Here is a 23,176-nt window from a genome sequence, read left to right as displayed (position 1 = left end):
ATCTTTGCCGCAAATTGTTATCGAAGGTAAATAATTCGGGATCAGATAAATAAACAGCACCAATTGAGGCACTTATATAAATTATCCGTTTCAAGGCAAATACAACTATCGCTCTTTGCGCTGGTATTGATCATTGCAGGCTGTGCCATGCAAGAGAAGACCGGTTTTAACCGCGTAATGCAAAATGTGACTGCTAAGTATAACATCCTGTTCAACGCCCGCGAGATATTGGCGCAAAAGCAGGAAGCTTACGAGTTGAGTTATATTGATGCTTACGATAACATCCTAAGCGTATATCAGGATACCATCACACACGGTACCGCTACCGACAAAGAGCTGGATGCCGCACTGGTGCGCGCCAACACTATCATTAGCGAGAAAGACCAAAGTAAATATATAGGCGATGCTAACCTGGTGCTGGGTAAGGCCAGTCACCTTTATGGCCGTTACTTTAATGCGGTGGAATACTTTAAATACGTTACCCTGGCTTTTAAAGGCAAAAAAGAGAAAGACGTAGTGCAGGAAGCACGTGTTTGGATGGCGCGTTCGTTGCTGTATCTTAATATGGTGCCGCAGGCTAAAACAGCTATCGATTCGGCCATGGCCAACGTTAATCCTAAAAAGAAGATCACGGCCGATGTTTACGCTACGGCTACGCAGTTCTACATCAACACGCAAGAATATGCCCAGGCCGAAGCTAATTGCAAGCTGGCCGTCCAGTATGCCAACACGCGTAACCAAACCCTGCGCTGGACATTTATCCTGGCCCAATTGCAGGAGTTGAACAACAACCCCAAGGATGCTTACCTTAATTACAGCAAGGTGGTAAAAAGCAATGCCTCATTTGAGATGGCTTTTAATGCCGACCTGAACCGCATCCGCATTGAGGATGCCCAGGCCAGCCGTAATATCTCGCGGATGGAGCGTTTACGCCGTTTGCTGCGCGATGATAAGAACGAAGAATTTAAAGATCAGATCTATTACCAGATGGCGCTGATGCAGTTAGCCGAGAACGATCTGGATAACGCGGTGAAGAACCTGCAATTATCTATCCGCAATACGGTACAAAATCAAAACCAAAAGGGCCTCTCCTACCTGCGCCTGGCCGAACTTAACTTTAAGAACAGAGGTGATTATATTACCGCCAAAATGTATTACGATAGCACGCTGACCTATCTGTCGCATAACTATCCAAACTACATCCAGATCAAAAAGAAAAGTGAGAACCTGCAGGTTCTGGCCGACAGGCTGCAGGTGATCGGCAGGGAAGATACGCTACAAAGCCTTGCCAAACTGAGCGACTCGACCCGTACTACCCGCATCGAGGAGTTTACTAAAGAACATGTGGCTGCCTTAAAAAAAGCGGCCGCCGCCGATCCATCAAGCGACCCATTCAATCCGGGAGCCAACCGTGCAGCCCCCCAACCGGTGTTAGCGCAGGGCGGCAAAAGTAATTTCTATTTTGATAACGCGCGTTCGGTCAGTCAGGGTATCAATGATTTTAGGCGCGTTTGGGGCAACCGTAAATTAGAAGATAATTGGCGCCGCAGTCAACGTGCCGGTGGCGACGTTGGTGCACCGCCGACCAACGGCACCAATACCGCTCAGGTTAGCCAGCCGCCGGGTAATTCGGCCGATGAGATTGAGGCAAACAACTATCGCCAAAAACTCATCGCAGAGTTGCCGCTGACCACTCAGCAATTGGAGGTGTCTAATATTAAGGTGTACAATGCCTATACCGACATTGCCAATTTTTACCGTGATATTTTGGCCGATAAAAGGGAAGCGATATTAGCTTACGAAACCTTGCTGACCCGCTACCCTAACGACCCTAACAAGGCAGCGGTATATTATAACCTGTACCGTTTGTATAGCGATATCGATCCGGTAAAGTCGCAGCGCTATAAAGACCTGTTGCTTGGCACCTTCCCTACCAGCCTGTACGCGCGGGTTATTTTAGACCCCGACTACAGCAAAAAGTTAGAGGACAAAGACGCGGAGTTGAACGGACTGTACGATCAGGTCTATGATAAATACATTAACCGTAAATACACCGCGGTGATGGCAAGTGCCGATAGCATGCTCAGTGTTTATCCAGAAAATAAACTGTCAGCCCAGCTATTATATTTACGTGCCATTGCCAACGGCCACCAGGTCAAATATGATCCGTTCAGGGCCGATCTGCAAAACATCGCCACAAAATACCCGAACGACCTGCTGATCACGCCGCTCATCGCGCAGCATATGATCTATTTGGATGCCAATCAGGATAAGATGCGTTTGCAGGAGTTCGCGCTGATCGATAGCGACCCTACGTCCAAGCAATTTATCCCGGCACCGGTGGTTCAACAGCAGCCGGCCATTACACAGCAACCGTTACCAACGCCGGCTGTTCAAAAGCCAGTGTTAACGCCGCCACCTGTCACCAAGCCGCCGGCCGAAAAACCTAAGCAAGAAGCTATTGCCGCCAAACCTGCCGCTAAGGACAGTTTGACAAAAGTAGCGGCAAAGCCTGTAGTAACGCCGCCTGTTAAAAAGGATAGCATTAAAAAAGATGCCGTCGTAAAAAACGTGCCGTCATCTGTCATTAAAACCGACAGCGTGAAAAAAGAAGAGGTTGCAAACGTGATTGCTCCGCCTGTTACCAATCAGGACACCGTGCAACAGAACCCGATCGTGACCGCTATCCCGCCGCCGGCCGTTAATAAGCCAACGGTGGTTACCCCGCCTGTTGTCGCACCTCCGGTGGTGAATAGTATTTACTCGTTAAAGGATAGTACCAACTATTATTTTGTGGTGAATGTGGCTACGGGCACAGCCAATCTGGCTTCGTCGCGCTTTGGGGTTGGGCAGTACAACAGGGCAAATTATACCAATCTTGACATATCGCACCAATTAAAGAATGCCGGGGGGGATAATCAATTGATCTATGTGGGCCGTTTTACTTCGCTAAATACCGTTAAAAATTACGCCCGGGCTATTATCCCACTAATGAGCGATATTATGAAGGTACCTGCCAACAAATACAGCTTTTTTATCATTACCAAAGAAAATCTGGATAAATTAGCCGACAAAAAAACGTTAGACCAATACGTAGAGTTCTATCAAAACAACTATTGATACATGATCATCAAATTATCACAACAAGATATCCGAAGATATAACCGCATGATCTGGAAGATCGTGATCGGCGGTTTCGTTATATTCCTGCTCATTATATCGGCCGTTGGTCTTGGTCTTTTTGGAAAGATCCGCTCTTTCGATGAACTGGCCAATCCAAAAAGCAACCTGGCATCCGAGGTATTATCCGACGATGGTAAAACCCCATTGGGCAGCTATTACTTAGAGAACCGTTCGCCAGTAACCTATAAACAATTAGGTGATAATGTGATACACGCGCTGGTAGCTACCGAGGATAAACGTTTTTACGATCACTCAGGTATCGATTTTCAGCGGATGTTCACCATCCTGATCAAAAACTTAGTGAAGCGCCAGGGCGGTAGTACCATTACCCAACAGCTGGCCAAGAACTGGATCACTAAAAAAGACGACCATACGCCGCGTGTTATCCAAAAACTAAAAGAATGGATCACGGCAGTCAAGCTCGAGCGCAATTATACTAAGGAAGAGATCATCACCATGTATTTTAACACGGTTGATTTTGGCGCTTACAATACCTATGGCATCAAATCGGCCGCGCGCACCTACTTTAGCACTACTCCCGATAAGCTGACGCCGGATCAGGCAGCGCTTCTGGTCGGGATGGTTAATGGCCCGGGCATATTCTCGCCGATAAGGCATCCTGATAATGCTTTAAGGCGCCGTAACATTGTGTTGCAACTCATGGCTGATGCAAACTATCTGGGCGAAGATCAGGCTAATTCTTTCAAAGAAAAACCGATGGGCCTAAAATTTCACCGGATAGACCATAACGAAGGTTTGGCACCTTATTTTAGGGATGCTATCAAGAGTGATATCCAAAAGATATTGGTAGATAAACAGATCTTTAAATCGGACGGTACACCTTACGATCTGGACCGTGACGGATTAAAGATATACACTACGGTTAATGCCGACATGCAACAATATGCCGAGGAAGCTCAGGCCACCGCTATAAAAGCACTACAGGCCGAGTTTAATTCTTCCATTAAAGGTGCTAACTTATATAAGCGTTTCCCTAATCTTAAAAAGTTATTACAGACAGGCATGTTCCGCTCCGACCGTTATAAATGGCTGGAATTGCAGGGCAAGTCGGCGGATGAGATCCGCGAGAATTTTAACACGCCGGATACGTTAGAATTGTTCAGCTGGAAAGGCAAGATAGATACAGTGATGAAGCCTATCGACTCGATCATTTACACTAAAATGCTGCTCCGCAATGCCATGATGAGTATGGACCCCACAACTGGTTACATCAAAGCTTGGGTGGGCGGTATCAATTTCGAACATTTTAAATACGATCAGGTACGCAAAGGTAAAAGGCAGGTAGGTTCTACCGCAAAACCGTTTACGTATGCCGTGGCTATAGAGCAGGGTGGGTTTTCGCCTTGTAATGAGTTCGATAACGTGCCAGATACTATTTACACCCCCGGCAGCGCGCCATGGGCACCAAGATCCAGCGGAACTATTGCGGGCAGGCTTACATTGCGCAGAGCCCTGGCTAACTCACAAAACTGGATCACTGCCGCCTTGATGAAGATAGTTACACCACTGCCCGTTAAAGAACTGATAGAAAAAGCAGGTGTGCCTAATATACCCGAAGTGCCTTCTATCTGCCTTGGCGCATTTGATGCCAGTGTGTTTGATATGACCGGCGCCTACACCATTTTTGCCAACGGTGGCCTATGGAACCAGCCTAATTATTTGTTAAGGATAGAGGATAAAAACGGCAACGTACTTTACACGCACCACGGCGCCGTAAAACAAGTACTGAACCCGCAGAGCGCCTACGTAATGAATTACATGCTGAAAGGTGTTATAGATGAAGGCACGGGCTGGCGTTTGAGAGGAAAGTATAAAGTGACCGCACCCATAGGCGGTAAAACAGGTACCACTAACGATAACTCCGACGGTTGGTTCATAGGTTTTACGCCGCAATTGGTTACCGGCGTGTGGACAGGTTTCGAGGACAGGGACATTCACTTTAGGGACTTGAAACAAGGTGAAGGCGCGAATTCGGCCCTGCCTGTATTTGCTTACTACATGCAAAAGGTTTACGCTAACGATAAGCTGGGTATTAAAAAGAACGTGGACTTTGTGAAACCACCCAATGTAGATATCGTAACCGATTGCGGCCTGTACAACCAAGATCAGCAAGCACCGGCGGCAGCTGAAAAGAAGTTAGGATTTTAGGGAAGTCCGAAAGACGGGAAGACCGGAAGTCCGAAAGATGATAGACAAAGAGTCCAAAAAGAGTTAAAAATAGGCCACCGCTCAAAAGGCGGTGGTTAATTGTTTATAAAAAGCTTAAACTTGTTCCCCCTTTAGGGGGTTAGGGGGCTATGGCATTCGACTACAGAGAAGAATTAAAAAAAATACCGCATAAGCCGGGGGTTTACCAATATTGGGACAGCAATAACGAGCTGATCTATATTGGTAAAGCAAAGGACCTGCGCAACCGTGTGGGATCCTATTTTAATAAGGATATACAGCAAAGCGGCAAAACACGTGTGCTGGTGTCCAAGATCCGCAATATCACTTTTACTATTGTTGATACCGAGATAGATGCCTGGTTGCTGGAGAACAGCCTGATCAAAAAGCATCAGCCGCGCTATAACATCAACTTAAAAGATGATAAGACCTACCCCTGGATCATCATCAAGAACGAGAATTTCCCGCGGATCTTTTGGACCCGCAAGATCATTCGGGACGGGTCTAAATACTTAGGGCCTTATGGCTCGGTTGGCATGATGCATACCATTTTAGATCTGATCCGCGAAACCTACGCCCTGCGTACCTGTAACCTGCCGCTTACAAGGGCCAACATCGATGCAGGCAAGTTTAAAGTTTGCCTGGAATATCAGTTGGGCAACTGTAAAGGTCCTTGTCAGAATTATCAGTCCGAGGAGGATTATGACCATAACCTCGAAGAAATAACTGACATCCTTAACGGCAAGACCGGTGCCGTAGTGCGCGGATTAAAGGCCGAGATAGAAGCGGCCGTGGCCAATCTCGATTTTGAATTGGCGCATAGGTTGAAGCGTAAGTTCGATGTGTTGGAGAATTACCAAAGTAAGTCGACCGTGGTTAACTCCTCTATCACGGATGTGGATGTGTTCAGCATCGCGTCCGAAGAGAAGTATGCTTTTGTCAACTTCCTAAAGGTGATGAACGGCACGATCACCCAAACGCAGACCATCGAATTGAAAAAGAAACTGGATGAGAGCGACGACGAGTTATTGAGCTTCGCGATATCTGAGTTCCGCACGAGGTTCAATAGCCAATCGAAAGAGATCGTTGTTCCCTTCGATATCGAATTGGATGACCCGCGCATTAAATTCACCGTACCCAAATTAGGCGAAAAGAAAAAACTGCTGGACCTGTCAACTAAAAATGTGATCTTCTTTAAGACCGAACGTATAGATCAGTACGAAAAGCTAAACCCTGATGTACGGGTAGACCGCCTGATGAATGTGATGATGAAGGACCTGCGCATGAACAGGCAGCCGCGCCACATCGAGTGTTTTGATAACTCTAACTTTCAGGGCAAGCACCCAGTATCTGCCATTGTGGTTTTCAAGGATGGCAAGGCATCTAAAAAAGATTACCGATTTTTTAACGTGAAAACAGTAGAAGGCCCGAACGACTTTGCCACCATGGAAGAGGCCGTTTTCCGCCGCTACAGGCGCATGTTGGATGAGGGAACAGAATTACCCCAGCTGATCATTATCGACGGCGGTAAAGGGCAGTTATCGTCTGCTCTGAAGAGTTTAAGGTTGCTGGGTATCGAATCGCAAGTAACCGTGATCGGTATTGCCAAAAGGCTGGAAGAATTATTCTACCCAGGCGATCAGTATCCGCTTTATTTGGATAAAAGGTCGGAAACGTTAAAGATCATCCAGCAACTGCGCGACGAGGCCCACCGTTTCGGTATCACCGCCCACCGTAAAAAACGCGACAAAGCTACGTTGGTTACCGAGTTACACATCATTCCCGGTATTGGTAAAGTGACAGCCGATAAACTGCTGAAACATTTCCGTTCGGTACGTAAGATCAAAGAGGCTACCGAGGAAGAATTGATGGAAGTATTGACGCTAAAGCAGACAAAGACCGTAAAAGAGTATTTTGCTCAGGCGGCTCAATAATTATAGTCCCAGCCATCCGAATTTTTTGAGGACATCGTCGGCCGATCATAGATACAACATCATCCAACAAAAAAGCCTCCCCAAAACAGGGAGGCTCTTAGCTACTTATATCTATATCTTAATATTGCCAAAGGTCAAGCTCCCAATCCATCAGTTGCTTTTTCAAACGTTCTGATTCGTACAACCTATCCAAACCATTGTAATTATCGCGAATACGCTCGTTCTTATTGTTAGATACTTTTACAATGTAACTTGCAAAAATACGCTTCATAAAAATATCGTCGAAGCTTAAGCCGGTCGCGTCATTGTCCTGAACAACTACCTCTTTATGGGCAAGGATATCACGCGCCGAAGGGAAATGGATCCAAAAAGCAGGCGTAAAATCTGCACCTTCAAAATTGGTTTTTGGTTTTACCAGCGGGGCAATACCAATGATACGCGGCTCCCAAACCGAACGTTGTTTATCAAACAACCAATCCTCTTTGATCCTGAAACGTATGATACTATCAGGATTTACCGGGTTTGCCTCCAATTTACTGCTGATAACATTATTATCAGCGTCCCTTTTTTCTACCAAAGTGCTTTCGGATAGTTTGGCCAGTGCAGCTTCGCTGCTCAATGGTGTTGCAAAAGCATCACCATCCGGGTCTTCCTTTTTCGGATCGGGATTCGGGGTTGGGTCGTAAGCAGTCAGCTCACCTCGCTTAATAGCCTCTAACAAAACGTCTATCAAACGCGCTTTGGGCGAGGACAGGTAATTATTTAACTTCTCGCGAGTATCTATTTCTCTCCAAACACGCTTTTTCATGGCAATGTCGGCCTCTCGCAACGGGGCGTAAGGGGTCACTTTGGCGCTTAGGATAGTGGCCTTTTTAAAATAGCCATCCATAGGGCGCTCAAAAGCAGTAGTATCGGTCAACTTTGCATTCTTTGGCAAAGTATCTGTAAGCGATTGCCCTGCGCCACCATTACCGGCATTACCAGCACCGCCCAATGTGGTAGGCTTTGCTGCGGGCTTTTTAGCAGCAGTATTGGTTTTCTTTGTAGGGGTTGCCTTTTTAGTGGTCGTCTTTCCTTTTTGAGCAAAAGCACTAACACTTAACAAACACAAGCCTACTATAAAAAGTTGCTTCTTCATAACAACATTAATTAACTTTAATAGCTATAGGATCTATTTCCTGCTGGATACCGTCCGGCCCAACAGCAATGATCCCTTCAAAGTAAATAAGTGAACCTGGGGTCACCGTGTTAAGCAATGCCTTAACGTCGCCCGAAAGTTCCGCTCCTGTATTCGTTTTTTGGATCAGATCTTGACCGCGTTTGGCAACATACATCTGGAAACGAGTAATGCTGTATTTAGCCGCGAAATCAAAACCTTCTAACACGGCAAACAAACGATCCTGCGCCCTGGCATTAGCCGCGCTGATCGAACCGCCATTCTTACCGGCAAATTGCGCCTTTGGCGGCGGGATACGTTTAGTACGGAAATCCATAGCGCCCAACACGTGGCCTTTATCATCAGACACGGTGATCTTGGCAGTACCGATAGACCTAACAGTTGCAGAATAACCTCCACCCGAACCAGAAAGATCACCACCTGCACCGCTGATAGACGCCCTGATGCTTCCAACAGGAACGCCGGGTGCCGAGATAGACAACGGGTTTTCCACGCCAATGTATAATACATTCATTTTAGTTGGCGAGATAGTTGCCGATGGACGGGCTACTGTCAGACTTTGCTCATCAGACATATAGGTTTTGATCTGGCCATCGGTACCACGTACCGAAACTGATGCACGGAACTTATGTACACCCTCGCCGTAGGTAGATGTGAATTTACCTGTGCCATTGCTGACCGGTACCGATCTGCCGTCAACCGTAATGGTCGGGGTAGCATTTTTATCGTAAGCCGTCAGGAAAACCTCGGCAGTGTATGGCTGGCCGGCAATAATATAGCTGCTTGGCGCAACAACAACCGCTTTAAACTGATCTAAGTTGATCTCAGCTTTGTCTACCTTACCTAATATCTTTTTAACGACTTCGTTCTCGGCATTCTTGTTATCGGCTTGTATCTTAGCAAGCGTGGTCAATGCAGCGCCCAATGGGATACCATTACCAAAATAACCTTCTTGCCAGTTCTTTTTAACCGATCCCGGTTTTTGCAAAGGATCAGAAGTATTTAAAGAGAAGTTAACACCATTACGGTCCTTGCCCAAAAGGGCTAACAACCCTTCGCGGGTGGCATCGATCTTTTCGCGCAGTACGTCGGCTTTTTTTCCATCCACCATTAAACGCGGAGAAATGTCAAGGTTATCGCGGGCATCCACGTCATTGATCTCGGGGTTGATACCGCCGCCTTCTTTGATCAGTTCGGCCTTTACTTCTTCAATGTATTTATCCAGATCCTCGGTAATAGCGCTCGCTTTACGGGCTTCTGTCAATATCTTTTGGGCACGCTCGCCTTCCTGCTTTAACTTGTTAGCCTCGAAAGCTTTGTACGTATCGTTCAAGCTTTCGGTAACATTAGCGCGGGATTGGTCTAAGCTATTCGTTATATTTTTGAACGCATCCAGCAAACTATCCGGTACACTCAGGGCAATTAAGCCCAGCAATACCAGGTATAGTATACCTATCATTCGCTGTCTTGGGGTTTCTTTACCTCCGGCCATCTGTATCCTTTAGTTTTTAAAGATGATGTGTTATTAGACTAATGTTAGGTATCGTATTAAGTGCGTGGCTGGTTCATCGCAGTAAGCATGTTCCCATACACCGCATTAAGTGATGCCAGGTTTTTAGCTAAACGGCCAACTTCTTCTTTAAACAATTGCGTATCAGCTATCGACTCGTTAAAGTTTTGCATCGTTAACGACAAGTTAGCATAGAACTTGTTCATCGATTTTAAGTGCGCGCTCGAATCCTGTAATTCCAACTCGTACACCGCATTTAAAGCCGAAAGATTTTTGGCTAACGAGTTGATCTGATCGTGATACGCTTTAGAGTCGATGTTAGAATTTGCCATCTCGCTTAAGTTGGCTGATGCTTTCTCGAAAGAAACACTTAGGTTATTGTAGCTAACGCTGGCTGCTTTAACGCTGGCGGTAAACTCGTTAGTAGCGATGCTGGCATCAGATACTTTTGAGATAGTGGCTACCTTATCGCCAAAGGTACGCAGGCCTTCGCCTAAGCTACCGATCAGTTCCGGACCGATCTTGGCATCGGCCAGCATTTTATCTAAAGCAGCTGTAGACTGCGCCGGGGCTGAACCACCGCCACCACGGGTGGTAGCTACAGGCAATTCTCCTTTAAAATCGTTATTTAACTCGGGGTATGCCCTTGTCCAATCCACATCTTCGTCCTCACGCTGAAACAAGCCTATCAGTAAGAACAGCACCGCCTCGGCACCCAATCCTACAGTGATAAAGATCTCGGCAAATTTCCAGTGTTGTATTTTAAACAACAATCCAATGATCACAACGGTAGCGCCGATAGAGATCACGTTACCAAGACCGAAAGGTTTTTTTTTCAAAGCCATACAGTTATAAATAGTTCGTTTTTAGTTTTCGATTATAGACCGATCGTGATAAGAATAGAGCGCTATTTAGCGTTTGTCGTTAATATCGCGTCCCTGATAGCTGGTCACACTGCGGAAACCGATATAAGATTTTGCAGTATCCTGATACTCGTAAGTTTTGTGCGCGTTCTGTAAGAACCAGCCGATATCTTTCCAAGATCCGCCCTTAACAACTTTACGTTTCAAAACTTCAGAATCTGTTGCTTTGGCTTTATAGGTAAACGTTGGCGACAGGTCATGAACGAAAGAAGATGCAGACTCGTCCCAGGCAGATACGGTCCACTCGGCTACGTTACCCGCCATGTTATACAAACCATAGTCGTTAGGGAAGTATGAGCGAACGTTAACGGTGTAATAACCACCATCGGTAGCATAATCGCCACGGCCCGGTTTAAAGTTGGCCATTAAACAACCTTTAGCATTTTTGATGTAAGGGCCGCCCCAAGGGAAATCTGCAGCTAAACGGCCGCCACGGGCGGCATACTCAAACTCGGCCTCAGTAGGCAAGTTGTAAGGTGCACGGTGATATTTTGCACGCCCGGTTTTATCCATGTAAGCGTTATTATAAGCCGACCTCCATTTATTGAAAGCAACAGCCTGGCGCCAGGTAACACCTACAACCGGATAGTTTTGATAGGCCGGGTGCGAAAAATAATCCTGCACCATTGGCTCGTTAGCGGCATAAGAAAAATCGCTTAACCAAACTAACGTATCCGGATAGATAGCCACGGTATCGCGACTGATATAGTCCGAACGTTTTTTAGACTTATCGCTACGGCCATTAGCAGCGGCACGCAGATCAAGATCTGAATAGGTATATTTTAACAAGCGTACATCTATCTCATCGCGGTCAAAAACGCGGTCATCGTTCTGATAGAACATACCTTGCAGTTTTGCCGTATTTGGGTTAACAGCATTTTTTGACGATTTCCAAAGAGGGTACTTTTTATTAACAGCATCCCAGTTAATAAATTGCTTGCCCGAAGCAGCACCGGCAGCACCCTTAGGTTTGATGTAATAACGGGGATCGTTAAGCCAGTTAACAGCAATAGAATCGCGCACCCAGTTAACGAACATGCGGTATTGTGAGTTGGTTACCTCGGTCATGTCCATAAAGAACGGCGCCAGCGTAACTTGCTTTTTTTGTGATATTTGACCGAACGTAATATCTTGGTCGGTCTCTCCCATCAGGAACGATCCGCCGGGGATATAAACCATGCCGTAAGGCATAGTAGCGCGGAAGGCCCGTTGCGGAGGTGGCCTTAATTCACCATTATCACCACCCGAATTGCCGAGAATACCGCAACCGCTGATAATTGCACAGACCAGTAAAGTAAATAGAAAGTATATCTGCTTCATCTTAAAAATCAAATCGGTTCATATATAAGCAATAGCCCCAATTAGCCCCCGAATATATTAATTTTAGAATTATTAAACCACAAAATAAATTTTATACACCAAGGGGTTTATGTTTCAAGTAACACAAATATTGTCATTTTATTGCCATGCGGGTTAAATAAATAAGCTATGCTCAACCGTTAATCTAAATGTAATTAGTACCCCTTTTTACGCAGTTAAGCCGCGAAAGTTACGCTTTTAGACTAATTTAAAAGCAAACGCAAAAGTTGTACCATTACAAGGATAACCGCTTACTTATTCACTTGTTTGATGTATTGTTCGATGGCCATGGTCATAGATGGCGCATTCGGAGTTGGCGCAGGGATATCCAGGATAAGCCCGGCCTCGACAAGTGCTTTGTGCGTGGTTGCACCAAATGCCGCTAAACGGGTATTATTCTGCTTAAAATCGGGGAAATTTTTGTACAATGATTGGATACTGGACGGGCTAAAGAACGCGATGATATCATAAAACACCTCGGCCAGGTCAGACAGGTCGCTGCAAACGGTACGGAAAAGCACTGCAGGCGTAAAATCATAACCATTATCTAACAAGAACTTTTGGGTCTCCTCGGCAGCCACGTCCGAGCATGGGTAAAGGAATTTCTCTGCGTTGTGCTTTTTCAGTACCTCGGCCAGATCGGCTGCGGTCTGTTTGCCAAAAAAGATCTTGCGTTTACGGTATTGGATATATTTTTGAAGATACAGGGCGATGTTCTCTGTCAAGCAGAAATACTTCATATCAACCGGTACCTCAAAACGCATTTCCTCGCAAATGCGGAAAAAGTGATCGGCAGAGTTACGGCTGGTGAAGATCACCGCGCTAAAATCAGCCAAAGCGATCTTCTCTTTACGGAAAACACTTGCAGGTACACCCTCAACATGAATGAACGACCTAAAATCGATCTTCAGATTGTATTTCTTAGCCAATTCGGCATAAGGATTTTTATCATTCTCCGGTTTTGGCAAAGTAACAAGGATACTTTTAACCTTTTTCTTTCTCTCTTCCAACTTAAGATCGTTCTAACAATTAGTTTACCGTACTATATATTTAACGCCTTTATCAGTATTAAGACAGGGCAAATTTCGAGGGCACAAAGATAGATAAATAAATAAAACTTATGAAATCTAAAATTGGAAATTATATTTACGCTGCTCCTAAGGTATTGCCATATAAAGATCACCACGGCAAGTACGAGCGCAACATTTAGTATATAACCCGAATAACGGACCGGCAATAAGCAAAAACACAACGTGAGCGGTAAAAAAACAAAGGCGATATTAAAGTAGGTAAGATATAGTATCGAGATATATTCGCCCACAACTTTTCCCATATCAAAAATAAAACCTATAAGCCACAATACCAACAACTTAAGCGCAAAAGCCAATACTACCACAAGCGCCAGCCATAAAAACAGCTGAATGCCCGACACCGGATAATAACGCTCCTTTACCACCGACACCTGATAGATGAACAGCCCGGATATTAACCCGAACAGGATAAAAAGTACAATGAATGCCTGCGAGTTAAGCAAACTTTCTTCTTTACCGGCCTGGGTAGATCGCTTAATGTAAAAAGATCGTAAAACTGTTTCTACATCCTTACCCATAAATACATTTACTACCCCGCCAAATAATAATAAGAGCAGGATAACCCCAATGATCCATGGGTCGCGCGTTAGCTTGGCATGGCCTTCTTTTACGATGGTTTTGGGCTTAAGCTTCACATCTAAAAAACCATAACCTTTATAAACAAGGTTACTATCGTTCATGATCTGCACCATCATCATATTCACCCGGTTAGAATCGGGGTAAGCGATATAATGCATCCGGATGGAATCTTCGACAAATTTTTGGCGGGCTGCCATAGCGGCTGTAACACTGTCTATCACCGCATTACGATAACGTGGCAGGGAATCGCGGCGTTGTTGAACAACCGCTGTAACGGCAGATGTATCCTGTGCTTTGACCTGCCCGAAAAACCCGAGCATCAATAAACAAAGGATCATAAACCGCTTCACGGCGCAAAGGTAAAAATTTTAATTGGGTCATTAAGCTGTGCTGTCATTTACTTCGTTGTCATTTCGCTGCGCTGTCATTCTACCTTTGGTATTTAGACTAATGAGAGCCTAACACATGACAACAAAGCAAAATACCTACCTTTGTCCCTTCCATGGCAGGCATTTATATCCATATCCCCTTTTGCAAGCAAGCTTGCCACTATTGCGATTTCCATTTTAGCACCTCGCTGAAGTACCGGGACGAAATGGTAGGATCGATCGCAAAGGAGATCACCCTGCAAAAGGATTACCTTGGGGGCGAGACCATCAACACCATTTATTTTGGCGGGGGCACACCCTCGTTATTAAATGCGGATGAGATAAACCGCATTATTAATACCATCACAGGCTTGCACACGGTAGCGTCGGACGCAGAGATCACCCTCGAAGCTAACCCGGATGACCTGCATGCCGCCGCAGTTAAAAGTTTACGCCGAACGCCGGTGACCAGGTTCAGTATTGGGATACAGTCTTTTTTTGACGAGGACCTGCTTTGGATGAACCGTGCACATCACGCCGCCGAGGCCGAAGCATCGGTAAAACGGGCGCAGGATGCAGGCTTCGAGAATATCACCGCCGACCTGATCTATGGCTACCCCATGCTTACTGACGTTAAATGGAAGCATAATATGGATACCTTGTTCGGCCTTGATATACCACATGTATCGGCCTACTCACTTACGGTAGAGCCGCGCACCGCGTTGGCAACCTTTGTAAAGAACAAAAAAACACCTCCTCTTAGTGACCAGCAGAGCGCTGGCCAGTTTCTGATGTTGATGGAGCAGATGGAAAAACGCGGCTTTGAACATTACGAGATATCTAACTTTGCCAAACCCGGCCAATACTCGCGCCATAACACTAATTATTGGAAAGGTGTAAAATACCTTGGCGTAGGCCCGTCGGCACACAGTTTTAACGGCGATACCCGCCAATGGAACGTTGCCAACAACGCAAAATACTTAGCCGCACTTGCCGATAATAAATTACCATTTGAGGTAGAAGAGTTGACTGAAGAGAACAGGTTGAACGAATACATCATGACATCGCTCCGTACCCAATGGGGGCTGGACCTAAGCAAGTTGGAGCAAATTGCAGCCGGTACCAAAACCATCCTGCAAAAAGAGGCCCGCCCATTTTTTACCAAGGACTGGCTGAAACAAGATAACGATACACTAACACTTACCCTTAGCGGCAAACTATACGCCGACCACATTGCGGGCGAATTATTCTTTTAACGTCTATCATCAAAAAGCCCCTACCAGCATGTTGCGGATAAGGGCTTTAACATATGGCCGGATACCGATCTATCGGTATATTCTGAACTCGCTTATGTGTACGGCAGCTTCGCCCCAGTTAGATTCGATAGACAAGCGATACTTAAAGAATGGTTTTGGATCCGCTATGGCGTAGAAAAATAATTTCTTATACCGTTGTGCATCGGTGGTAGCGCCCTTGTCCGTCATTTGCGCAAAAAATGTTTTCGCCATTACCCGCTGATCAAGGATTTCCCAAGTGATACCATCGTTAGATCCTTGTACGCTCCAGCTTTTTACATCACGATTGGGCAGATCGTTAGCGTTACCAATGCAATACATCTTAACCGTTTGCGCCACTGTATAATTCAAACTCACTTGCAACGGGTAGGTGAACCAACGCCCGTCCCGGCCGCCCATGGTAAGCTTGGTCTCTACGCTACCATCAAGCAATTTGGTCGAGTTCTCATTAGCGCCGTAAGTATTTTCGGCCGATATGGTGTAGCCCTCCCTAAGTTGAGTAATGTCCTGCAAAACGCCTTCGGCTGTGGCATTATTACTGGTGATGCTTACCGTAGACCCGGCCACAGTGGTCACTTTTACAGTGAAAGTATTAAAAGTACCCGGCTCATATGTGCGCACTGGGTTAGCCTCTGTGGTGGTAACCGCCGGTGATACCTCATTAAACGTCCATGTTACCGATCCGATCGGCGCTTTTGCAACCAAACCATATCTGATCTGATTACCCGGCAGCTTTTGGGTAGTGATGCGCATTACACTATCCGGGTGGATATTGATATCGATCTGCTTTTTTGACCTATGACCGGTGGCCGATATGGTGGTCAAATTCATTAGGTATTTACCGGTAGTAAAATAACGATGGGTTGGGTTACTGTCGGTCTTAAGCGTATCGTCGCCAAAGCGCCATTCCAGTTTTTTGAACTTTTCTGACTTGTTCTTGAATGTGTATTTAAAGATATCGTTAGGATCGCGAGTGATCTCGAAATCGGTTATCGGGTTTACCACATTGGGTTCAGGCAGTACTATTAGATCAGTCTTTTTACAGGCCGATGCCCCGATAAGGCAGCCGGCAAATAGTAGCGCACGTAAGTTGCGCGCGTTGGTCAACATCTTTTTCATGATAGGTTCTTTAAAATTAAAAGGTTTATAAAGGGTTATTTTATGAATTGCAAGCCCAGAATTTGGGCAATGGTTATCCTGTCAACACCTATTGGATGTTGTTAAGAAGGACACCCTCAGGAACTGATCAGTACCGAGGCACGAAGTTGGCGGGCATTATCAGCCTGACTTTAGGGTGGAGATAGGGGTCTGGTGGTTTTTCATAAATGGTTTCTTTTGGTTATTAGCCCCGGGGACGGGCCTTTGGTTAAACTATATTAGTAGTTTTTATTGGGATAGTGTACCGAAACCTCTATATAAATTCACGCAAACGTTCCCAAAAGTTTACGCAATCGATACCGAAAATAAATGTATTTATCACATTTAACCACTTTTAATTAATTTCAACCGGCAACCAATCCAATTACAGTTAGTGTATTTTATTATCGAACCACTCGCCAATTGGCTACAACTTTTAATGGTGAGGACAAATTTGTCAACAGGATATCAAAAACTATTTTGGGTTTCGAGCATTTGTATTTTTGCCTAATTTTGGCGCGTTTAAATTATTGTTATGGGTTTGATACTTACCCCTATCGACCGTGTCGATACCATCAGTAAAGAAGATTTTGTAAAGAACTATTTAGAACCACGCCGCCCTTTGGTCATCCGCAAGGCTACCGAGACCTGGCCCGCCCTGCAAAAGTGGACCTTTGAATACCTGAAAGAAGCAGTGGGCGACCAAATTGTACCGCTTTACGATAGCTCTAAAGCCGACCCGTCAAAACCGATCAATGCATCGGCGGCCGAAATGAAATTCGCGGATTATATCGACCTGATCCAAACCCAACCGACCAATCTGCGGATATTCCTGTTCGACCCGATCAAACATGCCCCTGCCCTGCTGGATGATTACCGCTCCCCTACCGACCTGATGGGTGGCTTTTTAGATAAATACCCAAATATGTTCTTCGGTGGTGCGGGATCTATTACGTTCCTGCATTACGATATCGACCTGGCGCATATCTTTCATACCCATTTCAACGGTCGCAAACATGTGATCTTGTTCGACAATAAATGGAGTGAGCGCCTATACAAGATACCATTTGCCACTTATGCGTTAGAGGATTACGACATCGAGAAACCCGACTTTAATAAGTTCCCTGCATTGGACGGTGTAGAAGGCCAAGAGGTCATTCTGGAGCATGGCGACACGCTATTTATGCCGACCGGTTTTTGGCATTGGATGAAGTACCTGGATGGATCGTTCTCTATATCGCTGAGGGCTTGGGATAAGTCTTGGGCTATTAAGGCTAAGAGTTTATACAACCTTACCATCCAGCGCAAGTTCGATGATATCATGAAAAGGAACTTCAAGGGCAAATACATGGACTGGAAAGAACAGTTGGCGATCAAGCGTGCTAACAAAGCCATAGAAGGTGAAAGGTGAAAGGTGAAAGGTGAAAGGTGAAAGGTGAAAGGGTTAGCCCCTTTCCTATCTCACATCTCATGTCTCACATCTTAAATCTAACCTTAACTTAACCCACCGATAATATTCGCCAAAGTTTTAATTTGTTTCTTTGGCTCGTATTTCGCGGACCGGGCGTTCGGCTTTCAGCGCATCAATACACTTATATATTAGCATGGGCTTTAAGTTGGCACCAGTTGATGTGGTAGACACCATCAGCAGGGAGGATTTTGTTAAACATTACCTGAAACCGCGCCGTCCATTGGTGATCAAAGGGCTGACCAAAGATTGGCCCGCCCGCGATAAATGGACCCCCGAATATTTAAAACAAGTGGTAGGCGACCGCACCGTCCCGCTTTACAATAACGCTAAGGCCGACCCTACCAAACCAATCAACTCGTCGGTAGCCGAGATGAAATTTGGCGACTATATGGACCTGATCCGCTCAAAGCCGACAGAGCTACGCATCTTCTTCTTCAACATTTTTAAACACGCCCCGCAACTGCTGAACGACATTAAGATGCCTAAAGAATTGATGGGTGGTTTTATTGAGAGCATGCCCGGCATGTTCTTCGGCGGATCTAATTCGGTAACTTTCCTGCACTATGATATCGACCTGCCGCATATTTTCCATACTCACTTTGGTGGCCGCAAGCATATCATCCTGTTCGAGAACAAATGGAAACGCCGCCTGTATTGCCTGCCCAATGCCACCTACGCCTTAGAAGATTACGACGTAGCCAACCCCAACACCGAAAAATTCCCGGCATTGGAAGGCGTTGAAGGTCAGGAAGTATTTTTAGAGCACGGCGACACCCTGTTTATGCCGACAGGCTACTGGCATTGGATGAAATATGTAGACGGGTCCTACTCCCTTAGCCTGCGCGCCTGGGATGCTTCTATCAGTCGAAAATTAGCAAGTTTGTACAATTTGGCGGTTAAAGGGGGCTTGGATAGTATGCTTAAGATGGCTTTTAAAGGCAAGTATGCTAACTACCGTGAACGAGTGGCAATTAAGCGGGCAGAGCGGTCGATACGATGACCGTAGGTGTATACGGAGCGAGTGTATACACTATATACCCTTAAATTACCACTGAATTTTACCGTTTTAATAATTCTGCGGCAGATATTTCTGACCATCCAATGCAAATGATCTTTTGAAGGCCTTTGGTGCCGTATTCCTCAAACCTCAGTCCTCATAATAATCCCGCCTGTAGATCAGTACCGACTCGGGCACGTCCCCACCTTGTTCCGAATCGGGCGTGTGTACACGTAAGCCTAATTCGGGAGCATCAAAACCACCTTCATCAATGGTGATCCCCGGGTCGAATACTTTAAATAAGCCGATCAGCTTATCATAACTTTCACTTAGGATATCGATATCACGATATTCAGCCTCGGGAGAGAAGAACTCGAAAGCGGTCACTACGTCCTGCTCGTCAAAATAGATCAGCAGGTCGCGGCCCTGGTAAAAATCGTAGTACGACTTATATCCGCCCAGGTCATCGATGCCTGATTGATACTCCTCGCCTATTTTCTCGCGCAATCCTTCCCGTGTATCGGTAAAATAAAGGTTGCCAACAGATGTAAATGGTACGATATTCATCGCCACAAAATTATCAATTTTATTCTTGCATCGATCGGCTACCTTGCACGCCGCCATTTTATTCTATATTTACCGATATCAATTTTTACTGACCTATGCTATTAACCAACACCTTTAGCCACCAGGTTTACTTTTGGCTGAACGATAAAGCCGACAAAGCCAAACTGATCGAGGGCCTTAAGATCATGTTACCCATTACCTCTATCCGCCAGATCCACATCGGTGTACCTGCCGAGAGCGAAGAGCGCGAAGTAATAGAACGCAGCTACGATATATCGCTGCTGGTATTATTTGACAGCCTGGCCGATCACGATCATTATCAGGTAGATCCGCTGCACGATATCTTCCGTGAGCAATATGCAGGTCCGCTTTGTAAAAAAGTGATGGTGCTGGATAGCGTGGACGCGTAAGCTACTATCAAAACAATTTGACGATACAACAACTCATCAATAATAGATGACCATCCTTTTATGGGAAAACAAGTTTTAAGCTTCGGCGAAGTTTTGTGGGACGCCTTTGGCGAAGAGAAAATGGCAGGCGGCGCGCCTATGAATGTGGCCCGCCACCTGGTGCAGCAAGGCGTGGATACCTTATTCGCCAGCAGGATCGGTACCGATGCATCGGGCTATGACCTGGCCGGTTTCCTGAAAAATAATGGTCTGTATTCGGACCTGATCCAGCACGACAAGGAATTACCCACCTGCGAGGTGACCGTTCAATTGGATGATCACGGGCATGCTACCTATATTATCCCTCAGCCCGTATCATGGGATAACATTAAAGCCGATGATAAGCTGCTGGATGCCGCCAAAGCGACCGACGTGATCGTTTTTGGCAGCCTGGCCGCACGCGATAAAACTACCCGCGATACCTTACACACCCTACTGGATGAAAGCGACGCGATAAAGGTTTTTGACGTTAACCTGCGTGCACCACATTATGAACTAAGTACTTTAGAACTCTTTGCTGCCAAGGCCGACATTATTAAGATGAACGAGGATGAGGCCAACCTACTCATCGGCAGCAGCAACGGCGATGCTTTGCAAACCAAGATCATTGAGTTCCAAAAAACGTACCATAACGATACCATTGTGATCACTCGTGGTGGCGATGGCGCTATTGTTTGGCATGATGAAAAGCTATACGAACATGCAGGAGTGCCCGTTAACGCTGTAGACACCGTTGGCGCCGGCGACTCGTTTTTGGCCACGTTTATTGCCGGGTTGCTGGATGAACGCCCGATTCCCGAAATATTGGACCGCGCCTGCAAAGTAGGCGCTTACGTTGCCACCCAACGCGGCGCAAATCCGGTATATCCCGAAGGATTACTGTAGTCATTACGCCTTCGGCTTCATTTGCTACACAATGATCGTTTACTGGTCGGGGTTAAATGCTCTGACCAGTAGACGGTCTACAAGGTAATTCCGGCAGTTACTTGACTCGATAGATCGGGTTCAGATAAAAATAGTGTCGATCAGGACTCCCGTTCGTAGCTTTTTGTGCTCCATCTACCTATTTGACCGAACACCAACATTCGTGAATATTACCGCGATATTCATGGCTAAAAGCCCAACCTTACCTATTCCTAAAAAGGTTAAGTTATTGTTAAACATTGTATATAGCCGCTGGTTGTGTTAACACGATGGTCCACAACGGAGTATCAGGCTAATTGATAGGAGCGCGCCGATCACTACTTTTCAGAGTAGTATAAACGTTCAATTTTATCAATAGTTAAGATCTGCCGGGTGTTTTTATCGTACATAACCATATAAACCAATAAAGCGGTGACAACGATATCATCGCACAACATTAAAATGAACGCGATAGACATTAAACAATTAGCCACCAGCATTAGGCAACTACGCGAAAGCCTTTATTATTCACAGGAGTATATGGGCGTTAAATTAGGCATCGGCCAAAATGCTTACAGTAAAATAGAACTTGGTAAGTGCAAGATCACGGTTGAGCGATTGGCCGGCATAGCCAACATATTAAATATAGACCTGCTTGACCTGTTAGGGCCGGCTCTTAACAACAGAAAGACATCGCCTGCCGTTATGGAAAAGGTAGCCTGATAAAATTACTCATTCACTCTAAAACAATAACACCATGGGAGCACCCGAAATAATGTTGATAGCCGGCGCGGTATTACTGCTGTTCGGAGGTAAAAAGATACCGGAGCTAATGCGCGGCTTAGGCAAAGGCGTAAAAGAGTTTAAGACCGCCCAGGAAGGGAAAGATGAAGTGGAGCCGAAAGCCGAAGAGGCCAAGGCGGTCTAAAAAAGAGAGGGGCATCCAAAAGATGCCCCTTATTTGTTTTAAAGCTTTTTTTAAGCGCGCCCGACCTTCTTTTTAGGGAACACCAACGATGCCACCACGCTGACCACCAAAATGGCCAATATGATAATGAGCGACCGCATGGTCGTCAACCCGATGTGTTCGGCATACTCACCCACCAGCATTTTTACACCGATGAAAGCCAAAAGCACCGCCAGTCCTGTCTTTAAGTAATGGAACTTATCTATCACATTCACTAATAGAAAGAACATCGACCTTAAGCCCATAATGGCAAAAATGTTTGAAAAGAACACGATGTAAGGATCTTTAGTGACCGAGAAGATAGCCGGGATAGAATCGATAGCGAATACCAGATCCGTAGCCTCAATGATCAGCAGTACTAAGAATAGCGGCGTGATCAGTTTCTTTTTATCTATCTTAATAAAGAACTTGCCGCCCTCGAACCGTGGGTGAACAGAGAAATATCGCGAAGCAAATTTAACTACCGGGTGGTTTTGCGGATCCACCTTGTCTTCTTTATTACGGTTAATGAACATGGTCACGCCCGTATAAATGAGGAACACGCCGAACACGTACAATATCCAATGGAAATTATTGATCAATGCCGCACCCACAAAAATAAACAGGAACCGCATAATAAGCGCACCGATAATGCCCCATATCAATACCTTATGATAGTATTTTGATTCTACCCCAAACGCCGAAAAGATGAGCACCATCACAAAGATATTATCTACCGATAACGCGTACTCGATAGTGTAACCCGTAATGAACTCCAACGCGAGGTTCTTTTTATAGAGCAACAATGCCGCGTCAAAACTATCAGGGAGTTTGAGTTTATGAAAGTGGTCGGCGTTGATCTGTTGCAGGCGGGCCATATTGTCCACCCCATGTATCCTATCACCAAAGTTGAGTACCAAAAAGTAGAACCCGATAGCCATACCCACCCAAACGGCGCTGGTAATACCAGCCTGTTTAAGCGACACGGCATGCTCAGACTTGCCGAACAAGCCCATATCTATAGCCATCATTAAAAAAATGAAGGCTACAAAACCTATCATTATCCAAAGCTCGTTGCTCATATATCTATGTGGTGGGGT

Annotated in this window: 19 protein-coding genes; 10 read left to right on the top strand and 9 right to left on the bottom strand. The window is 45.6% G+C overall.

All coding sequences use genetic code 11. From position 1 onward, the window contains the following. Positions 1 to 63: 63 nt before the first annotated feature. From porW to uvrC, 3 genes are all read left to right on the top strand, one after another. Positions 64 to 3,120: a type IX secretion system periplasmic lipoprotein PorW/SprE gene (gene porW, locus IRJ16_RS18925; protein ID WP_194113212.1), complete on the top strand. Its 3,057-nt coding sequence runs from the start codon at positions 64 to 66 to the stop codon at positions 3,118 to 3,120. Between the two features lie 3 nt (positions 3,121 to 3,123). Continuing rightward, positions 3,124 to 5,352: a transglycosylase domain-containing protein gene (locus IRJ16_RS18920; RefSeq protein WP_194113211.1), complete on the top strand. Its 2,229-nt coding sequence runs from the start codon at positions 3,124 to 3,126 to the stop codon at positions 5,350 to 5,352. A 149-nt stretch (positions 5,353 to 5,501) separates the two neighbouring features. Next, positions 5,502 to 7,304, top strand: a complete 1,803-nt coding sequence (gene uvrC / locus IRJ16_RS18915; protein ID WP_194113210.1) for an excinuclease ABC subunit UvrC — start codon at positions 5,502 to 5,504, stop codon at positions 7,302 to 7,304. Between the two features lie 118 nt (positions 7,305 to 7,422). On the opposite strand, the gene porN is transcribed toward uvrC, so the two are convergent. The 6 genes from porN to IRJ16_RS18885 all read right to left on the bottom strand — a co-directional run bounded on the left by porN (position 7,423) and on the right by IRJ16_RS18885 (position 14,293). Beyond that, positions 7,423 to 8,442, bottom strand: coding sequence for a type IX secretion system ring subunit PorN/GldN (gene porN, locus IRJ16_RS18910; RefSeq protein WP_194113209.1), 1,020 nt, complete (start codon positions 8,440 to 8,442; stop codon positions 7,423 to 7,425). A 7-nt stretch (positions 8,443 to 8,449) separates the two neighbouring features. Continuing rightward, entirely contained in the window at positions 8,450 to 9,973 is a 1,524-nt protein-coding gene (gene porM / locus IRJ16_RS18905; protein WP_194113208.1) for a type IX secretion system motor protein PorM/GldM, read from the bottom strand. Between the two features lie 56 nt (positions 9,974 to 10,029). Then, positions 10,030 to 10,836 carry a type IX secretion system motor protein PorL/GldL gene (gene porL / locus IRJ16_RS18900; protein ID WP_194113207.1) on the bottom strand — a complete coding sequence of 269 codons (807 nt, stop codon included), beginning with the start codon at positions 10,834 to 10,836 and terminating at the stop codon, positions 10,030 to 10,032. A 66-nt stretch (positions 10,837 to 10,902) separates the two neighbouring features. Continuing rightward, positions 10,903 to 12,234 carry a T9SS ring complex lipoprotein PorK/GldK gene (gene porK, locus IRJ16_RS18895; protein ID WP_194113206.1) on the bottom strand — a complete coding sequence of 444 codons (1,332 nt, stop codon included), beginning with the start codon at positions 12,232 to 12,234 and terminating at the stop codon, positions 10,903 to 10,905. Between the two features lie 290 nt (positions 12,235 to 12,524). After that, complete coding sequence (locus IRJ16_RS18890; RefSeq protein ID WP_194113205.1) at positions 12,525 to 13,283, bottom strand: uroporphyrinogen-III synthase; 759 nt, start codon at positions 13,281 to 13,283, stop codon at positions 12,525 to 12,527. Between the two features lie 32 nt (positions 13,284 to 13,315). Then, positions 13,316 to 14,293 (bottom strand): DUF4271 domain-containing protein, encoded by a 978-nt coding sequence (locus IRJ16_RS18885; RefSeq protein ID WP_194113204.1) that lies wholly within the window; start codon positions 14,291 to 14,293, stop codon positions 13,316 to 13,318. Positions 14,294 to 14,445: 152 nt separating this feature from the next. Between IRJ16_RS18885 and hemW the strand changes: the two genes are divergently transcribed. Next, positions 14,446 to 15,567, top strand: a complete 1,122-nt coding sequence (gene hemW / locus IRJ16_RS18880; RefSeq protein WP_194113203.1) for a radical SAM family heme chaperone HemW — start codon at positions 14,446 to 14,448, stop codon at positions 15,565 to 15,567. 69 nt (positions 15,568 to 15,636) lie between these two features. Here hemW and IRJ16_RS18875 read toward each other — a convergent pair whose 3' ends face one another. Next, entirely contained in the window at positions 15,637 to 16,725 is a 1,089-nt protein-coding gene (locus tag IRJ16_RS18875) for a PKD domain-containing protein (RefSeq protein ID WP_194113202.1), read from the bottom strand. A 553-nt stretch (positions 16,726 to 17,278) separates the two neighbouring features. On the opposite strand from IRJ16_RS18875, the gene IRJ16_RS18870 reads away from it, so the two are divergent. Together IRJ16_RS18870 and IRJ16_RS18865 are read left to right on the top strand one after the other, a co-directional pair. Further along, positions 17,279 to 18,154, top strand: a complete 876-nt coding sequence (locus IRJ16_RS18870) for a cupin-like domain-containing protein (protein ID WP_194113201.1) — start codon at positions 17,279 to 17,281, stop codon at positions 18,152 to 18,154. Between the two features lie 193 nt (positions 18,155 to 18,347). Next, entirely contained in the window at positions 18,348 to 19,214 is an 867-nt protein-coding gene (locus tag IRJ16_RS18865; RefSeq protein WP_194113200.1) for a cupin-like domain-containing protein, read from the top strand. A gap of 147 nt (positions 19,215 to 19,361) precedes the next feature. Here IRJ16_RS18865 and IRJ16_RS18860 read toward each other — a convergent pair whose 3' ends face one another. Further along, positions 19,362 to 19,835, bottom strand: a complete 474-nt coding sequence (locus IRJ16_RS18860; protein ID WP_194113199.1) for a hypothetical protein — start codon at positions 19,833 to 19,835, stop codon at positions 19,362 to 19,364. A gap of 38 nt (positions 19,836 to 19,873) precedes the next feature. Here IRJ16_RS18860 and IRJ16_RS18855 point away from each other — a divergent pair, with 38 nt between their 5' ends. From IRJ16_RS18855 to IRJ16_RS18840, 4 genes are all read left to right on the top strand, one after another. Continuing rightward, positions 19,874 to 20,188, top strand: coding sequence for a Dabb family protein (locus IRJ16_RS18855; RefSeq protein ID WP_194113198.1), 315 nt, complete (start codon positions 19,874 to 19,876; stop codon positions 20,186 to 20,188). Between the two features lie 60 nt (positions 20,189 to 20,248). Beyond that, positions 20,249 to 21,112, top strand: coding sequence for a carbohydrate kinase family protein (locus IRJ16_RS18850; protein WP_194113197.1), 864 nt, complete (start codon positions 20,249 to 20,251; stop codon positions 21,110 to 21,112). Between the two features lie 450 nt (positions 21,113 to 21,562). Further along, positions 21,563 to 21,853 carry a helix-turn-helix domain-containing protein gene (locus IRJ16_RS18845; RefSeq protein WP_290246097.1) on the top strand — a complete coding sequence of 97 codons (291 nt, stop codon included), beginning with the start codon at positions 21,563 to 21,565 and terminating at the stop codon, positions 21,851 to 21,853. 34 nt (positions 21,854 to 21,887) lie between these two features. After that, entirely contained in the window at positions 21,888 to 22,058 is a 171-nt protein-coding gene (locus IRJ16_RS18840; protein ID WP_194113196.1) for a Sec-independent protein translocase subunit TatA/TatB, read from the top strand. A 50-nt stretch (positions 22,059 to 22,108) separates the two neighbouring features. Here IRJ16_RS18840 and IRJ16_RS18835 read toward each other — a convergent pair whose 3' ends face one another. After that, complete coding sequence (locus tag IRJ16_RS18835; RefSeq protein WP_194113195.1) at positions 22,109 to 23,158, bottom strand: TerC/Alx family metal homeostasis membrane protein; 1,050 nt, start codon at positions 23,156 to 23,158, stop codon at positions 22,109 to 22,111. Positions 23,159 to 23,176 lie beyond the last annotated feature (18 nt).

The organism is Mucilaginibacter myungsuensis (genome assembly GCF_015222005.1).
Taxonomy (GTDB): Bacteria; Bacteroidota; Bacteroidia; order Sphingobacteriales; family Sphingobacteriaceae; genus Mucilaginibacter; species Mucilaginibacter myungsuensis.
The sequence above is the reverse complement of the archived record's forward strand: the minus strand, read 5'-3'. Positions and strand labels throughout refer to the sequence as shown.

Bases quoted from the DNA above. Each gene is read 5' to 3' on its own strand.
- hemW (WP_194113203.1), top strand. From the start codon at position 14,446: ATGGCAGGCATTTATATCCATATCCCCTTTTGCAAGCAAGCTTGCCAC.
- IRJ16_RS18835 (WP_194113195.1), bottom strand. From the start codon at position 23,158: ATGAGCAACGAGCTTTGGATAATGATAGGTTTTGTAGCCTTCATTTTT.
- IRJ16_RS18860 (WP_194113199.1), bottom strand. From the start codon at position 19,835: ATGGCGGCGTGCAAGGTAGCCGATCGATGCAAGAATAAAATTGATAAT.
- porN (WP_194113209.1), bottom strand. From the start codon at position 8,442: ATGAAGAAGCAACTTTTTATAGTAGGCTTGTGTTTGTTAAGTGTTAGT.
- IRJ16_RS18865 (WP_194113200.1), top strand. From the start codon at position 18,348: ATGGGCTTTAAGTTGGCACCAGTTGATGTGGTAGACACCATCAGCAGG.
- IRJ16_RS18875 (WP_194113202.1), bottom strand. From the start codon at position 16,725: ATGAAAAAGATGTTGACCAACGCGCGCAACTTACGTGCGCTACTATTT.
- IRJ16_RS18840 (WP_194113196.1), top strand. From the start codon at position 21,888: ATGGGAGCACCCGAAATAATGTTGATAGCCGGCGCGGTATTACTGCTG.
- porL (WP_194113207.1), bottom strand. From the start codon at position 10,836: ATGGCTTTGAAAAAAAAACCTTTCGGTCTTGGTAACGTGATCTCTATC.
- porK (WP_194113206.1), bottom strand. From the start codon at position 12,234: ATGAAGCAGATATACTTTCTATTTACTTTACTGGTCTGTGCAATTATC.
- IRJ16_RS18870 (WP_194113201.1), top strand. From the start codon at position 17,279: ATGGGTTTGATACTTACCCCTATCGACCGTGTCGATACCATCAGTAAA.
- IRJ16_RS18850 (WP_194113197.1), top strand. From the start codon at position 20,249: ATGGGAAAACAAGTTTTAAGCTTCGGCGAAGTTTTGTGGGACGCCTTT.
- porM (WP_194113208.1), bottom strand. From the start codon at position 9,973: ATGGCCGGAGGTAAAGAAACCCCAAGACAGCGAATGATAGGTATACTA.
- uvrC (WP_194113210.1), top strand. From the start codon at position 5,502: ATGGCATTCGACTACAGAGAAGAATTAAAAAAAATACCGCATAAGCCG.
- IRJ16_RS18920 (WP_194113211.1), top strand. From the start codon at position 3,124: ATGATCATCAAATTATCACAACAAGATATCCGAAGATATAACCGCATG.
- IRJ16_RS18855 (WP_194113198.1), top strand. From the start codon at position 19,874: ATGCTATTAACCAACACCTTTAGCCACCAGGTTTACTTTTGGCTGAAC.